This window comes from Pseudomonas sp. NFACC39-1 (assembly GCF_900110355.1).
In the GTDB taxonomy this organism is placed as follows: Bacteria; Pseudomonadota; Gammaproteobacteria; order Pseudomonadales; family Pseudomonadaceae; genus Aquipseudomonas; species Aquipseudomonas tehranensis.
Window position 1 is genome coordinate 294,153 of record NZ_FODL01000006.1, and the last position, 15,893, is coordinate 310,045.

Below are 15,893 nucleotides of genomic sequence, written 5' to 3' on the forward strand. Positions count from 1 at the left end.
TGTGGGAGCGGGCTTGCTCGCGAAGGCGGCGGCACATTCAACATCACCGCAAACTGACACTCCGCTTTCGCGAGCAGGCTCGCTCCCACAGGAGATTGGCGGTGGATGTGCATCCTGAAACCATCCCGCAAAGGGATTTTCGGTGAATTTGAATTTTGCGATCAAACCCCAAAAAAAAGCCCGCAGTGTGAGCGGGCAAAAAGGTGTCACAGGTTAGTAAAGCGTCAAAGCGCTGCGACGATGGCCATGCCAACGTCCTGAGTCGAGCCCTGGCCGCCCAGGTCGGGGGTGATCGGCCCCTGGGCAATCACTTGCTCAATGGCCTTGAGAATCCCGTCATGGGCGGCGCGATAACGTTCATCACCATTGCCCAGGAAATCGAGCATCAACGCCCCGGACCAGATCATCGCAATCGGGTTGGCAATGTTCTGTCCATAAATATCCGGCGCCGAGCCATGCACCGGTTCGAACAACGACGGGAAGCGCCGCTGCGGATCGAGGTTGGCCGACGGCGCGATGCCGATGGTGCCGGCGCAAGCCGGGCCGAGGTCGGAGAGGATGTCGCCGAACAGGTTTGACGCCACCACCACATCAAAACGGTCCGGCTGCAGAACGAAACGCGCACACAGGATATCGATGTGCTGTTTGTCCCATTGCACATCCGGGTACTGCTCGGCCATCAACGCCGTGCGCTCGTCCCAATACGGCATGCTGATGGAGATCCCGTTGGACTTGGTCGCCGCCGTCAGGCGCTTGCGCGGTCGGGTCTGGGCCAGATCGAAGGCGAACTTGAGAATCCGATCGACGCCGCGCCGGGTGAACACCGACTCCTGGAGCACGAACTCATGCTCGGTCCCTTCAAACATCTTGCCGCCCACGGAGGAGTATTCGCCTTCGGTGTTCTCACGGATCACCACGAAATCGATGTCCCCTGCTTCTCGCCCGGCCAAGGGGCACGGCACGCCCGGGAACAGCCGCACCGGGCGAATGTTCACGTACTGGTCGAAGTCGCGGCGGAACTTGAGCAGCGAGCCCCACAGGGAAATGTGGTCCGGCACTTTGTCCGGCCAGCCCACGGCGCCGAAGTAGATCGCATCGAAACCCTTGAGCTGCTCGAACCAGTCGGCGGGCATCATCTGCCCGTGCTCCAGGTAGTAGTCACAGTGAGCCCAATCGAGCACTTCGATGCTCAACGACAACTGCCATTTTTTCGCGGCCTGCTCCAATACCCGAAGCCCTTCAGGCAGGACTTCCTTGCCGATGCCATCACCGGCGATGGCAGCGATTCGAAATGGTTTGCTCATCAATCGTGACTCCCTGGTAGGTGTTCAAACAATGGACGCATCACAGTCCCCCGATGTGGAAGGCCTTGATTTCAAGGTATTCATCCAGGCCGTATTTGCTGCCTTCACGGCCCAGGCCCGACTGCTTGATGCCACCAAATGGCGCGACCTCCATGGAAATGATCCCGGTGTTAAGGCCAACCATGCCGAACTCCAACGCCTCGCCAAACCGCCATGAACGACGCAAGTCCTGGGTGAAGTAGTACGCGCCCAGGCCATATGGAGTGGCGTTAGCAAGGGCCAAGGCCTCTTCTTCAGTAGTAAAGCGCATCAGCGGTGCAACCGGGCCAAACGTTTCTTCGCTGGCCAGCAACATTCCAGCGTGGGCCTCGCCAAGCACCGTGGGCTGGACGAACTGGCTGTCACCCTCGGGAATGCCGCCACAGAGCAGACGCGCGCCCTGACTCAACGCATCATCGATATGCCGAGCGACTTTGCTCACCGCCGCCATGTTGATCAGCGGACCGATCATCACGTCGGCCTCCAGGCCATTGCCGACCTTGAGCTTGCCCACCTCCTCCACCAGACGTTCGGCGAAACGCTCATAAATGCCGTCCTGCACCAGAATCCGGTTGGCGCAGACGCAGGTCTGGCCGGCATTACGGAACTTGCTGAGCATGATCCCGGCCACGGCCTGTTCCAGGTCCGCGTCGTCAAACACAATGAACGGCGCGTTGCCGCCCAGTTCCAGGCTCAGGCGTTTGATATGTTCGGCGCTCTGGCGCATCAGCAGTCGACCGACCGCCGTGGACCCGGTGAAGGAAATCTTGCGCACCGTCGGGTTGCCGGTCAGTTCTTCGCCGATGCCCGCGGGCATGCCGGTCACAACGTTGAACACCCCCGCCGGAATCCCGACCCGCTCGGCCAGCACCGCCAGGGCCAGGGCCGACAAGGGTGTCAGGTCCGACGGTTTGACGATCACCGGGCAACCCGCCGCCAACGCCGGGGCGCACTTGCGGGTAATCATCGCGTTGGGAAAGTTCCATGGGGTGATAGCCGCGCAGACGCCCACCGGTTGCTTGAGGGTGAGCAGGCGCCGGTCGCCGCTGGGCGCCGGGATGGTTTCGCCATAAACCCGGCGAGCCTCTTCGGCAAACCATTTGGCGAAGCCGGCGCCGTAGCGGATTTCGCCTTTGGCTTCGTTCAGCGGTTTGCCCTGCTCAAACGTCATGATCAGCGCCAGATCGTCCAGGTTGTCGATCATGGCCTGATACCAACGCTCCAGCAGCACTGCGCGTTCCGCCGCCGGGCGCGCACGCCAGGCCGGCCAGGCACGCTCGGCGGCGTCGATGGCACGCCGGGTTTCCACCCCCTGCATGGCCGGCACCCGAGCGAGCACGTCCCCCGTGGCCGGGTTGATGACGTCGAGCGTGGCGGCGTCATCGGCACCGATCCACTGCCCGTTGATGTAGGCGAGTTCTGCTAAAAGGCTGGGGTCTTTCAATTGATTCTTGAGCATGATCGCGTCCTGTTCCGAGGTATTTCCAGTCTAAGGAGATGCCGCGGATGAGGATGCTGAAAGCGGAGTTTGGGCAGTGTTGGATGCTGAAATTTGCGCTGGGACGGCAGGCTATACCAAGGTGTCGAAATCAACACAGATCTCATGTGGGAGCGGGCTTGCTCGCGAAAGCGGCATATCAGTCGACATCATCGTTAACTGACAAACCGCGTTCGCGAGCAAGCCCGCTCCCACAGGGATCTGTTTATGATTTGGGGTCGATTACAGTTTCAAGGATCCCAACAACCCTTCCAGAAACCGCTGCCCCGCTTGCATCTGGCTGATTTCAATGAACTCGTCGGGCTTGTGCGCCTGCTCGATGGAGCCCGGGCCGCAGACCACCACCGGCACATCCAGACGCTGCTTGAACAGCCCCCCCTCGGTGCCGAAGGAAACCTTGGCGGTGCCGGTGTCCGCTGCGGCAAAGTTCTTCAGAAAGCGCACCGCCTCAACGCTCGGATGAGTATCGAGGCCCGGATAGACGTTCAGGGTCTCGATCTCGATGTCCGCCACACTGGAGAGTTTTTTCGCCTCGCGCACGATCACTTCAGCGTGTTCGCGCAGCTGCTCCAGGAACTGATCCAGGTCATCGGCCGGCAGGTTGCGCACTTCGAAATCCAGGGTGCACAGGTTCGGCACAATGTTCAGCGCCTTGCCACCGACAATCTGGCCGACGTGCACGGTGCTGTAGGGCACGTCGTAATCGGCATCCCGAGCGCCCTGCGCTTGCAACTGCTGCTGGCTCTGGCGCAACGCGGCGATGAAATCGCAGGCCACATGAATCGCATTGACCGAACGCGGCGCCAGGGACGAGTGCGCCTCCAGGCCTCGGCAGTAAGTGCGATAAGAGCCTTTGCCCTTGTGCCCGAGCACGAACTGCATGTTGGTCGGCTCGCCGATCACGCACAAAAACGGCCTTACCGGTGCCAGGTGCAGCACGTCGAGCAAGCGGCGTACGCCCACGCAGCCGATCTCCTCATCATGGGAGAGCGCCAGTTGCAGCGGTCGGTTCAAGGAGTGGTCAGCAGCGTCGAGCATGGCGTCGATGGCCAAGGCGATGAACCCCTTCATGTCGCAACTGCCGCGACCGTACACCCGCCCCTCGCGCACTGTCGCCTGGAACGCCGGAACGGTCCAGGCCTGCCCCGCCGCCGGCACCACGTCGGTATGCCCGGACAGCAGAATCCCCGGCAACTCCCGTGGGCCGGTACTGGCGAAGAGGTTGGCCTTCTTGCCGCTTTCATCCTTGACGATCAGCGACTCGATGCCCTTGCTCAGCAGTAGCTCGCGCACGTATTCGATCAGGGCCATGTTCGACTCTGAAGAGACCGTTTCAAACCCCAGCAGGCGTTCAAAAATGGCTAGCACGCGAGGTTTCATGAGGCTTTGCTCCGTTGCTCGGCCGTGGCGGCGAACCGGCGAATGGAGAACGGTTCGATCGAGGTGCTGGTACTGCCGGTGCTGATCAGCTCGGCCATGACGTCGCCAACCCCCGGCCCGAGCTGGAAGCCGTGGCCGCAGAAACCGAACGCATAGTACAAGCCGTCCACGTTGCCGCTGGGGCCCATCACCGGCAGGGAGTCGGGCAGATAACCTTCGATGCCGCTCCACACGCGAATGATGTTCAGATTACCCACGCCCGGCAGCAGGCGCCGCATCTGATCGAGCTGATTGAGAATGCTGCGCGGCTCGACATAAGCCCGGCGATTGAGCATGTCCGGTTTACTGCGATAGCCGCCACCAATGACGATGTTGCCCCTCGGGATCTGCCGGAAGTAGATCACTTCCTCGGGAATTTTGGTGTACACGCCGATCACCGTCGGTAAGGCATAAGGCACCGGTTCGGTGACCGCCATCTGTGGGCCGTTAGTCTCCAGCGGCACCGGCTCACCGAATTGCGCCGAGAGTTTCTGGCCCCAGGCACCTGCGGTAATCAGCAACTGAGCGGCGCTGAACTGACGGCCATCGGTGGTTGTGACACTGAAATCACCATTGACCTTCTGCACTTCGGCCACTTCAGTCCGCTCCTCGATGCGTGCGCCAAGTCGCCGCGCCGCCCTGGCAAACGCCGGGGCCGCCAGACGCGGGTTGGCGTGACCGTCATGAGGGGCGTAGGAGCCGCCTTTGACGTCCTTGCCCAGGAACGGGAAGCGCGCATGCAGTTCGCTACCTCGGTAAATCTTCAAGTCCAACTGTTGAGCTTCGGGCGCCGCCGCGTAAGCCTCAAGTTCGGCGATTTCATCCTCGCGATAACACACGCGCATGTGCCCGCTGGCGATGAACTCCAGGTCGTCGTCGATCAGTTCCGGCAGGCGCTTCCACAGCGCCCAGGAACGGTTTGCCAGCTCCAGTTGGCCGAGAAATCGCCCCTGGCGCCGCACGTTGCCGAAGTTCACGCCACTGGCGTACTGACCGATCTGGTCACGCTCCAGCAGGATCACCGACTGGCCTCGCTGGCGCAGGAAAAACGCTGCGGCCGAGCCCATCAAACCACCGCCGACGATGACCACATCGGCTTTATTGAGCGTCATGGCGTCACCTCCCGGGTGAGCATCGAAAGGGGTTTGACCGGCGCCTGGCCGCGCTGCCGACCGACTTCCTGGACCTGGACACCCGCGGCTGCGGCAATGACTTCGGCCCCGGCCTGAGAGCAATAACGCCCTTGGCAGCGGCCCATGCCGACCCGGCTGAAAGCTTTGGCCCGGTTGACTTCACAGGCGCCCTTTTCACTGACCGTACGGCGCAACTCGCCGGCGCTGATCATCTCGCAGCGGCAGACGATCGCCTCGTCGGGCAAGGCCTTGGCTTGGGCGGCGGGCCAGGGAAACGCTTGGGCCAGACCGAGGCGAAATTGATCCATGACCTTGAGCGCCTGACGCTGTGCGGTAACCTGCGTGGCGTCCACCGGTTGCTGCAAATCACTCAACAACGCCAAGGCGACCAGGCGCCCGGCGTGTTCGGCGGCATCAGCGCCACGGATCTTCGCCCCATCTCCGGCGGCATAAACGCCGCTGACCGAGGTCCGGCCCTCTTCGTCCGTGTCCAGCCACCATTGGCCTGAAGCCTCGTCAAAACGCAGCGCACAGCCCGCCAGATCAGCCAATTGAGTTTCCGGGCGCAAGTGATAACCCAGCGCCACCGCGTCGCAATCCACCGTCAAGGTTTCACCGGCCGCCGTGCGTACCCGCACACCACTGACGCCGCTGACCGCCTCACCCAGCACTTGCAATGGAGAGATACCCAGGTGCACAGGGATTTTCGCTCGATACAACTGAGCCAACAATTTCATGCCAGTGAACAGCAATCCGGGCCGCGCCATGAGTTTGGGCAAAGCTTTGATGCGCAGCCCCAGCGGCGCAGTGTCCAGCACCGCCGCCACGTTGGCACCGGCCTTGAGGTATTGGCTGGCGACCAGATACAGCAGCGGTCCGCTGCCCATGAACACCACGCGATGGCCGATGGAAACCGCCTGGGCCTTCAAGGCTATCTGCGCCCCGCCGAGGCTGTACGTGCCGCCCAACTGCCAGCCCTCGATCGGCATCAAGCGGTCGGTGGCGCCGGTGCAAAGGATCAATGCGTCGTAATCCACCGTCGAGTGCAGGCCCTGGCTGACGCAGCACAGTTGCCCGGGCGTGAGGTTCCACACCAGGGTGTCCGGACGATAGTCAATCTGTGGGCGCAAACGGTCAAAGCTTTCGTGCAAGTCCCGCGCTTTGTCCGCCTCCGTGCCGTAGAGCGTGGCGTAGTTACGGGTGAAGCCTTCAGGCTGGCGTCGGTAGATCTGTCCGCCGTCGCGACGGTTTTCGTCGATCAGGACCGGCTTGAAGCCCGCCGCGACCAGGGTTTGGGCGCAACGGATGCCGGCAGGCCCGGCGCCGACAATGACGACTCGATGATTGCTCAGCCGCGCAGTGGCCATATCGCCTCCGGTTGCTTGGTGATGATGTCCAGCCCTTCACGCACTTCGCTGGAACAGGCGCGCAGACGTTCGCCGCTGCGGGTCCAGACCCAGCAATCCTGGCAGGCGCCCATCAGGCAGAAACCGGCCCGGCTGCCCGGATCGAACTCCGACTGACGCAACGCCGGGCCCCGAGTCAGCAACGCGACCATCAGTGTGTCCCCCTGCAAGGCTTCGACGGGTTCGCCATCGACTTTCAAATGGACGATGGGCCGGCCCTGCTCGGCCAACCTCACGAAACGCGCGTTCATGCGTAGGCTCCCATGGTCATGCTGTTTGCATCCTGTTGGTTCTTGAGCAGTTCGGCGCTGTCGTGATGGCAGAGCACTTCACTGCCACCGTCGATGATTCGCCGGGGTGGCGCGGTGTGATTGCACAGGCCATCGACCCGCACCGGGCAGCGATTGAGGAAGGTGCACAGCCCCGCTACAGGGGCCTGGGTGCCCAAGGACGGGAGCGTGCCGCAGGTGGTGGTGCCGCAGCTTTCCAGCCAGCCCTGACGCAACTCGGGAACCGAATGGATCAGCAGGTCGGTGTAGGGATGGAAGGGTGGCTGGGCGAACGACTGCCGGGTGCCCTCTTGAACCTTGTGGCCGCTGTACATCACCACAATGTCGTCGCACAGCGCCCGCACCGTGGAGATGTCGTGACTGATGAACAGATAGGAAACCCCCAATTGCTGGCGCAAGTCGCGCAGCAGTTCAAGAATCGCCGCGCCGACGACAGTGTCCAGCGCCGAGGTCACTTCATCGCAGAGGATCAGGTCCGGTTTGGCCGCCAACGCCCGGGCCAGGTTGACTCGCTGTTTTTGCCCGCCGGAGAGTTCGCTCGGACGGCGTTCGGCCAGCTCCCGTGGCAAACGCACCAGGTCCAGCAGCTCGTCGATGCGCTCACGCAACGCCGCGCCCTTGAGGCCGAAATACATTTTCAATGGCCGGCTTAGAATGTTGCCAACGCTGTGCATCGGGTTGAGCGCGGTGTCGGCATTCTGGAAGACCATCTGAATGCGCCGGAACTGTTCGTCGGTGCGCTCGGACAGGCTGCCACCCAAGGGTTGACCATCAAACGTCAACCCGCCCAGTGCCGGGCTCAACAGCCCCGCCACCACCCGGGCCAGGGTAGATTTGCCCGAACCCGATTCGCCGATCACGCCGATGGCCTGGCCCCGGCGCACGGTCAGGTCGATGTCTTCCAGCACCCGGATCGACGGCATGCCCTGCGGATTCTTGTTGCCGTAGCCGGCGGTCAAACCCTCAATGGTCAGCAGCGGCGCATCGCCGGCCACACCGCAGGGCGGACGGATCGTCGTATCCGGCCGCGCCGCCGCCAGCAGGCTACGGGTGTAGGCGTGAGCCGGGCCTTTGAGCAGCGGCGCGGTGGCGCTCTGCTCGAAGATCTGCCCGCCATTAAGCACCACGATCTGATCGGCCATCTGCGCGACGACCGCCAGGTCGTGAGACACATAAACCGCCGTCGCGCCCCGCTCGCGCACAACACGCTTGAAGGCGCGCAGCACGTCGATCTGGGTGGTCACGTCGAGGGCCGTGGTTGGCTCATCGAGCACCACCAGCAGCGGATCGCTGATCAACGCCATGGCCGCCATCACCCGTTGCAGTTGCCCGCCGGAGACTTGATGGGGATAGCGCTGGCCGATGCGCTCGGGATCGGGCAACGCCAGGTCACGGAACAGTTCGATGGCTTTGGCTTCCAGCACGGACCGGCTGCCCAGCCCATGAATCAATGCCCCTTCCACCACCTGGTCGATGAGTTTTTTTGCCGGATTGAATGCCGCAGCGGCACTTTGGGCGATATACGACACACGATTGCCGCGCAGACCTTGCAGCTCGCTTTCGCGCAACGCCAGCATGTCATGTTCGCCAATCTGCACCACACCGCCGGCCAGGCGACAACCGCGCCGGGCATAACCGAGCAGCGCCAGGGCGATGGTGGTCTTGCCGGAACCGGATTCGCCGATCAGCGCCAGCACTTCACCTTTCTCCAGGGAGAAACTCACGCCCTTGACGATCTCCACCTCACCGCGTTCGCCACACGCGACCACGCGCAGGTCCTCGACTCGAATCAATTCACTCATTTCAATGCCCTCCCGTACGTCGGCTGCGTCGCGAAGACAGGCGGTCGATGAACAGATTGACGCCGATGGTCAGAGTGCCGATGGCCAGGGCCGGAATCACAATGGCCGGTGCTCCCTGATTGAGGCCGCCGATATTTTCGCGCACCAGCGAGCCCAGGTCGGCATCCGGCGGTTGCACGCCCAGGCCCAGGAAACTCATGCCGCTGAGCAGCAGCACAATGAAGCCGAAACGCAAGCCCAGGTCCGCCAGCACCGGGTTGAGCATGTTGGGCAGGATCTCCACGCAGGCGATGTACAGTCGACGCTCGCCACGGGTGCGGGCCACTTGCACGTACTCCAGCGCCTCGATGTTCACCGCCATGCTGCGGGCGATACGGAACGCGCCCGGCGAGTAGCTCAGCACCGCCGTACACACCAGCAAAGTCACCGACGAGCCAAATGCCGAGACCATGATCAACGCCAGCATCTTGCTCGGGATCGAAATGAAAGCGTCCATCAAGCGACTGATCAGCTCATCCAGCCACTTGGGTGATACCACCGACAGCAGTGCGCAACTGGTCCCCAGCCCACTGGCCAGGACCGCAGCCACCAGCGCCAGGCCCACGGTGAATTGTGCGCCGACCAGAACCCGACTGAGCATGTCGCGGCCCAGGTAATCGGTGCCTAACGGATAAGCGATGCTGAGGCTGTCGAAAACATTGTCAGAGACCACTTCCCCCACTGGGTGCGGTGCCAGCCACGGACCGAAGATCGCCACCAGCAACCAGAAGACACACATCGCGGCGCCCACCAGTCCAAGCCAGGACGTGGCGTGAGCGTCTTTGCCCAACGCCAGAGCGACCGCCGCGGTCGGGGGTTTCACAATGAGATTGTTCATTGATTTCTCAGCCTCGGGTTGGAAAGGATCGCGCACAGGTCAGCAATCAACACCAACGTCAGGTACGCGGTACAAAACAACATGGTGCAGGCCTGGACCAACGCCATATCACGGTTGGTCACGGCATCGACCATCAGGCTGGCAATGCCGGGATAGTTGAAAATTGTCTCGACGATCACCACCCCGCCCAGCAGGTAGGACAGACTCAAGGCGATGGCATTGGCGATAGGCCCGATGGCGTTGGGCAACGCATGACGCAGGACCACCCGCACCGGGCTCACACCCTTGAGACGGGCCATCTCCACGTAGGGGCTGTCGAGTTGATCGATCACCGCCGCCCGGGTCATGCGCGCCATTTGCGCGATGATCACGCAACACAGGGTCATGACCGGCAAGGCGTAGGTGCGCATGAATTGCCACGGCGAGGTGATCTCGCTGGAATAGGACAACGCCGAGAGCCAACCCAGGTTCACCGCGAAAATCAACACGGCCAGGGTGGCAACCAGAAACTCCGGTACCGCCACCATCATCAAGGTAAAAAAACTGATGAAGCTGTCAACACGACCACCACGCCCCATCGCCGAACCAATGCCCAGGGTCAGTGCCACTGGCACCGAGACCAGCGCTGTGGCGGCCGCCAGCATCAGGGTGCTGGGCACGCGTCCGGCCATCAGCTCGCTGACCGGCACGGCATTGGAGACCGACACCCCCATGTCGCCGCTGAGCAAACTCGTCAACCAGTGCAGGTAGCGCAGCACACCGGGTTGATCCAGCCCCATTTTTATCCGCAGCGCTGCCACTTGCTCCGGCGTGGCGAACTGTCCTAGGGCCTGTTGCGCCGCGTCTCCCGGCAACACCGCCGTGATGGCGAACACCACCATCGAGACGATCAACAACGTCACGATCGCGGCGCCCACGCGCCGGCCGATCAACCAAAGTGTGCTGCTATTCATCAGTCTGCCCTCCTGCCCTGTCACCCAGCCAATACCCGGCGTTCATCAGGCGTCCAGCCAGACTTGCTCGGAGAACATGTAGCCCATGAATCCGCCCAGCGGGTTGGTGCCGTAACCTTTGACGCGCTGGTCGACGCCATCGATGTTGCTGATGAACACCGGGATGCCGATGCCGCAGTGGTCATGCACCAGGGTCTGCATGTCGGCGTACATCTTGCCGCGCTTGGTCTCGTCGGTTTCGCCCCGAGCCTGGACCAACAGCTGGTCGAACTGCGGGTTCTTCCAGGCCGATTCGTTCCACGGTGCGGTGGACTGGAAGAACTGCGAAAACAGCATGTCGGCATTGGGTCGCGGGTTGATATTGCCGAAGCTGATCGGGTGCTTGGCCCAGTGGTTGGACCAGTAGCCATCGCTCGGCAGGCGGTTGACATTGAGCTTGAGCCCGGCCTCCTTGGCCGATTGCTGCAGCAACACGGCAACATCCACCGAGCCGGTGGCAGCCGGCGAGCACATCACCGGCATGGTGATATTTTCCATACCCGCCTTCTTCAGCAGAAAACGTGCTTTTTCCGGGTCGTAGGTGCGTTGCGGCAGATCGGCGTTGTAAAAGCGTGCGCCCGGCGCGATCGGATGATCGTTGCCGACCCTGGCGAAGCCGCGGAAAATCGCCGACTTGACCTGCTCGCGGTCCAACAGCAATTTCATGGCCTGGGTGAACTCAGGGCTTTGGCCGGGCATCTGGTCCTGACGAATGATCAGGTCGGTGTAGTTGCCCGACGGCGAATCCACGACCCGATGGGTGCTGCTGTTCTTGATCCGAGTCGTCGAGCGCGGGTTGACCTCGTTGATGATCTGCACGTCGCCAGACAACAGCGCGTTGACCCGTGATGGCTCGTCGCCGATACCGATGAACTCGATTTCGTCCAGATATGGCAAACCCGGTTTCCAGTAATTGGTGTTGCGGGCGCCAATGGAACGCACCCCTGGTTTGAACTCCTTGACCTTGAACGGACCGGTGCCGATGCCCTGGCTAAAGTCGCTGGTGCCCTCGGGCACGATCAGCAGATGGGAAATCGCCAGGATCGACGGCAGCTCGGCATTCGGGCCGCTCAGGCGTATCTGTACTTCATGACTGCCATTGGCCTTGACCTCGGCGAACTGCGACGCCAGCGGCAAGACCTTGGATCCCGTGATCGGATCCTTGTGTCGCAACAGGGAGAACACCACGTCGGCGGCGGTCAGCCCCTTGCCGTTATGGAAAGTCACTTCCTTGCGCAGGGTAATCACCCAGAGTGTCGCGTCAGTGGTGTCGATGCGCTCGGCCAGTTCGAGTTGCGGCACCATGTGATTGTCGAAACGCGTCAGCCCGTTGTAGAACATGTAGTGACGCACGTAGTCCGTGGACGATGAGCCTTTGGCCGGGTCCAGGGTGTCGGCGGTGGAGCTGGAGATACCGGCGACGCGGATACGTCCGCCCGGTTTGCCTTTGCCAGGGCTTGCCGCCTCTTCGGCAAACAACTTGCCAGCGGCACCGAACAGGCTGCCGGCACCCGCTGCGGCGACACCTGCCAACCCCAGCATCTGCAATGCATTGCGGCGTGACATGCCGCGATTGAGCCCTTCGAAAACACGCAGGCTTTCTGTACCGGTGATCAACTGGTCTTCAATGCCATTTTTGTTGTCAGTCATGTCAGTTCTACCTTTCGGAAAATGATAGGGCTCGATTGCGCACGATTAACGCAACGTGGTTGAAACGCCAAACAACGCCATGAAACTCAGTGCAGGTAGTCCTGCAGGCGGTAATACGCGCCTACCAGCGGCAGGAACCAGGGCTTGCCGAAATGCCCGGGAATGGCCGGCCAATCGAGTTCGCGCCAAGGGTTGGCCTCGACCTCGCCGGCCATGACCTGGGCCATGACCTGCCCCATGTGCACCGACATCTGCACCCCGTGACCGCTGTAGCCCATGGAGTGATACACCCCTCCATGCTGGCCGGCGCGAGGTAAACGATCGGACGTCATGTCCACCAGCCCGCCCCAGCAATAGTCGATCCTGACGTCGGCCAACTGCGGGAACATCTGCACCATCGCCGCTTGCAGCACCTTGCCGCTCTTGGCGTCGGAAACGCTGTCGGACATGGCAAACCGCGCCCGACCGCCAAACAGCAGCCGGTTGTCCGGAGTCAAGCGAAAATAGTTACCGATCATGCGGCTGGTGACGTAGGAGCGGCGTGCCGGCAGCAAGCTGTCAATCAGCTCCTGGGGTAGCACCTCGGTGGCGATAACAAAGCTGCCCACCGGTACGATTCGCCGCCGGTACCAGCCCAATCCACCTTGCTGACACGTGCCGGTAGCCAGCAGGATCTGCGAGGCCTGCAGCGCGCCTTTGCTGGTGTTGACCTGATAGCCACCAGCGCTGGCCTTCCAGTCCTTCACCGCCACACCCTGGAACACCAACGCCCCGTGACGCGAGGCCGCCTCGGCCAGGCCGACACCGAAGCGCCCGACATGCATCTGCACGCCGTTGCGCTGCAGCAGGCCACCGTGAAACTGGGCCGAATTGACCTCCGCCCGAGTCTCTTGGGCGGACAGCAACTCAACGTCGGCGTCGACTTCCTTGCGGATCAACTCACAGGTGCGCGCCAATCCTTCGTAGTGCAACGCCTTGGCGGCCAGTTTGAGCTTGCCGTGGCGAGTGAGGTCGCAGGCAATCGCTTCCTGCTCCACCAGCGAAACCACACTCTGTACGGCGCTTTCATAGGCCTGGTAATAAGCCCGCGCTTTATCGGCGCCGAGGCTGGCGCTAAGTGACGCGTAGTCCTGGGCAACGCCGGTGTTGCATTGACCGCCATTGCGCCCCGACGCTTCGCCAATCACCCTGCCCGCTTCCAGCACTGCCACGCTGGCCCCCTTCAAGGCCAGGGCCCGGGCCGCCGCCAGGCCGGTGAAACCGCCCCCGACAATGGCCACGTCGACCCGCCCGGGCAAACCGCCGAGCTGGGCACCAGTGAAGGCCGGTGCGGTATCGAGCCAGTAAGACTCACTGCCCATGTCTAACCCCTTTCACCTTGAAGAGTGCGCTCAACTCAGAGCCCGACCAGAGCGGCCAAACCGCCGATGTCCGGGATTTGGTGGTAGCCATACACAGCGTTCGCCGGTTGCTCATGACCACGGGCCACGAAGGCCTTGTTCTTGATCTTCATGTCGTGGGCCGACATCAGGTCGTAGCGGAAGCTGGACGAGACATGCAACACATCCTCCGGCCCGCAGCCGAGGTTATCGAGCATGAATTCGAAAGCGGCCAGGCGCGGCTTGTAGGCTTGGGCCTGCTGGGCAGTGAAGACTTTATGAAAAGGCGCGCCGAGCTTGTCGACGTTGGACATGATCTGTTCGTCCATCGCGTTGGAGAAAATCACCAATGGAATCTTGTCGGCGATTTTCGACAGACCCGCCGGTACATCGGCGTGAGGGCCCCAGGTTGGCACGGCGTCGTAATAGAGCTGGCCTTCGCCCCGATATTCGATTCCCCAGCGCTTGCAGACCCGCATCAGGGACGTCTTGATGATTTCATCATAGGGCCGCCACTCGCCCATCACCTGATCCAGACGATAAGCGGAGAAATCCTTGACGAACTGGTCCATCTGCCCGGCATCGACACGATCAGCGAACAGTTCGCGAGTCATGGTGCCCATCTGGAAGTTGGTCAACGTGCCGTAGCAGTCGAAGGTGATGTACTTGGGTCGAAGAAAGCTCATGAGTGCGGTCCTGAGTTGTTGTTGAAGGCATGACGAGGCAAACATTGATGCCGTTCGTGAAGCATCGGTACAACGCTGCATCACGTTTTTATTACAACACCATGAGACCGTGGATAAACGGTTAAAAATACCGGCCGCTTGGTACAAACCACCGTTTTGCAGGGTTCGCTCAGCAGACTTTGCGGGATGCTCCAGAGGCGGGCGTTGCACCCGTGTTTCTGTGGGTTTGCGGACAGTTATGGTGCGTCTGGCGACGCGGTGAAGGCCACTTTGCGGCAGAATCTACGCCTGCGGCGGGCCGTTCCAGCCTTTATCTTGAACGGGCCGCCGCCATCGCGAGCAGGCTCGCTCCCACAAGGATTTATGCTGGCCCGGAAATCACCGACCACCCCAGTTCCCCTGTGGAAGCGAGCCTGCTCGCGATGGCGGCAGGTCTGTAAGGAACCTTATTGTTCAGGCTTTCAACTCAGCCTCAAGAAAACTCACCAACGCCTGCACCCGTGCGCTGCGAACTTTGCGCGACGGCACCAGCAGGTTGATCGGTGCGCTGTCGAATTGCCAATCGGCGAGCACCCGGACCAGGTTGCCATCGGCGATGGCTCTGCTGACATCCCATTGCGAGCGCAGCATCAGGCCCAACCCCTCTTCGGCCCAGCGTCGGGCCACACTGCCGTCGTTGCTCAGCAAGGCTGGCTGGATGCGCAGGGTCTTGCGTTCCTGCTCATTGCGCAGATGCCACAGCGTGACGTCCTCATCGTTTTCGCGAATGCAAATACAGCGGTGCTCAGCCAGTTGCTCCGGTGAAGACGGCGTGCCGTGCCGCTCCAGGTAGGCGGGGCTGGCGCATAACCAGCGAGCATTGTGGCTCAGGGGCCGGGCAACCCACTGGCTGTCGCTGAGGTTGCCGATGTGAATCACCGCATCACTGTCGTGACGATCGGGCCAGGGCGTTTCCCGTAGATCCAGGTGCAGGCACAACTGTGGGTGCAACCTGGCAAAACGCGCCAGCAACGGCGCGATGCGTTGCCGTCCATAGCCGAACGGCGCCGCCAGCCTGAGGGTGCCAGCCAGTTGATTGTCCGGCTGTTTGAACGACTCGGGAAGCGCCTCCAGTTGCTCCAGCAACAGCGCACTCTGGCGGGAGAAGCGCTCGCCATCGGCGGTGAGGCTCAAGCGCCGGGCATCGCGGTTGGCCAGGGTCAGGCCGAGCAGTGTCTCCAGTTTGCGCAAGCGCATGGACAACGCAGGTGGCGAGACATTGAGGGCCCTGGCCGCTGCGCTCAACGACTCGGAGCGCGCCAGCGTCACGGCCATGCGCAGGTCTTCGACGCTAATCATTCAGTTCAACTTAATGATTGATGACACAGCATTGAACCACGACTTCACGACGACTGAGTAGAGTCGCCCTGTCCCCATCC

General features: G+C 61.9%; 13 protein-coding genes. All 13 read right to left on the minus strand.

The window, feature by feature from the left end; all coding sequences use genetic code 11:
- Positions 1-224 precede the first annotated feature (224 nt).
- The 13 genes from BMY45_RS15540 to BMY45_RS15600 all read right to left on the minus strand — a co-directional run bounded on the left by BMY45_RS15540 (position 225) and on the right by BMY45_RS15600 (position 15,813).
- The gene (locus tag BMY45_RS15540; RefSeq protein ID WP_092399075.1) at positions 225-1,304 is read right to left on the minus strand and encodes a tartrate dehydrogenase; all 1,080 of its coding nucleotides are present in this window, start codon (positions 1,302-1,304) and stop codon (positions 225-227) included.
- A 40-nt stretch (positions 1,305-1,344) separates the two neighbouring features.
- Positions 1,345-2,802, minus strand: coding sequence for an NAD-dependent succinate-semialdehyde dehydrogenase (locus BMY45_RS15545; RefSeq protein ID WP_092399077.1), 1,458 nt, complete (start codon positions 2,800-2,802; stop codon positions 1,345-1,347).
- A 261-nt stretch (positions 2,803-3,063) separates the two neighbouring features.
- Positions 3,064-4,221 carry an acetylornithine deacetylase gene (gene argE / locus BMY45_RS15550; RefSeq protein WP_092399079.1) on the minus strand — a complete coding sequence of 386 codons (1,158 nt, stop codon included), beginning with the start codon at positions 4,219-4,221 and terminating at the stop codon, positions 3,064-3,066.
- Positions 4,218-5,372 (minus strand): NAD(P)/FAD-dependent oxidoreductase, encoded by a 1,155-nt coding sequence (locus BMY45_RS15555; protein ID WP_092399081.1) that lies wholly within the window; start codon positions 5,370-5,372, stop codon positions 4,218-4,220. Before BMY45_RS15555 ends, argE begins: the two co-directional genes overlap by 4 nt.
- The gene (locus tag BMY45_RS15560; protein ID WP_092399083.1) at positions 5,369-6,760 is read right to left on the minus strand and encodes an FAD/NAD(P)-dependent oxidoreductase; all 1,392 of its coding nucleotides are present in this window, start codon (positions 6,758-6,760) and stop codon (positions 5,369-5,371) included. The genes BMY45_RS15555 and BMY45_RS15560 overlap by 4 nt, the downstream gene beginning before the upstream one ends.
- Positions 6,742-7,050 (minus strand): (2Fe-2S)-binding protein, encoded by a 309-nt coding sequence (locus tag BMY45_RS15565; protein ID WP_092399085.1) that lies wholly within the window; start codon positions 7,048-7,050, stop codon positions 6,742-6,744. Before BMY45_RS15565 ends, BMY45_RS15560 begins: the two co-directional genes overlap by 19 nt.
- Positions 7,047-8,891 (minus strand): ABC transporter ATP-binding protein, encoded by a 1,845-nt coding sequence (locus tag BMY45_RS15570; RefSeq protein ID WP_092399087.1) that lies wholly within the window; start codon positions 8,889-8,891, stop codon positions 7,047-7,049. Before BMY45_RS15570 ends, BMY45_RS15565 begins: the two co-directional genes overlap by 4 nt.
- A gap of 1 nt (position 8,892) precedes the next feature.
- Positions 8,893-9,768, minus strand: a complete 876-nt coding sequence (locus tag BMY45_RS15575) for an ABC transporter permease (protein ID WP_092399089.1) — start codon at positions 9,766-9,768, stop codon at positions 8,893-8,895.
- Entirely contained in the window at positions 9,765-10,721 is a 957-nt protein-coding gene (locus BMY45_RS15580) for an ABC transporter permease (RefSeq protein WP_092399091.1), read from the minus strand. The genes BMY45_RS15575 and BMY45_RS15580 overlap by 4 nt, the downstream gene beginning before the upstream one ends.
- Positions 10,722-10,766: 45 nt before the next feature.
- Complete coding sequence (locus BMY45_RS15585) at positions 10,767-12,410, minus strand: ABC transporter substrate-binding protein (protein WP_092399093.1); 1,644 nt, start codon at positions 12,408-12,410, stop codon at positions 10,767-10,769.
- Between the two features lie 86 nt (positions 12,411-12,496).
- A complete protein-coding gene (locus BMY45_RS15590) occupies positions 12,497-13,771 on the minus strand; it encodes an NAD(P)/FAD-dependent oxidoreductase (RefSeq protein WP_092399095.1) in 1,275 nt (424 codons plus the stop codon).
- Between the two features lie 35 nt (positions 13,772-13,806).
- The gene (locus tag BMY45_RS15595) at positions 13,807-14,475 is read right to left on the minus strand and encodes a haloacid dehalogenase type II (RefSeq protein WP_092399097.1); all 669 of its coding nucleotides are present in this window, start codon (positions 14,473-14,475) and stop codon (positions 13,807-13,809) included.
- A 453-nt stretch (positions 14,476-14,928) separates the two neighbouring features.
- Entirely contained in the window at positions 14,929-15,813 is an 885-nt protein-coding gene (locus BMY45_RS15600; protein WP_092399099.1) for a LysR family transcriptional regulator, read from the minus strand.
- Positions 15,814-15,893: the final 80 nt, after the last annotated feature.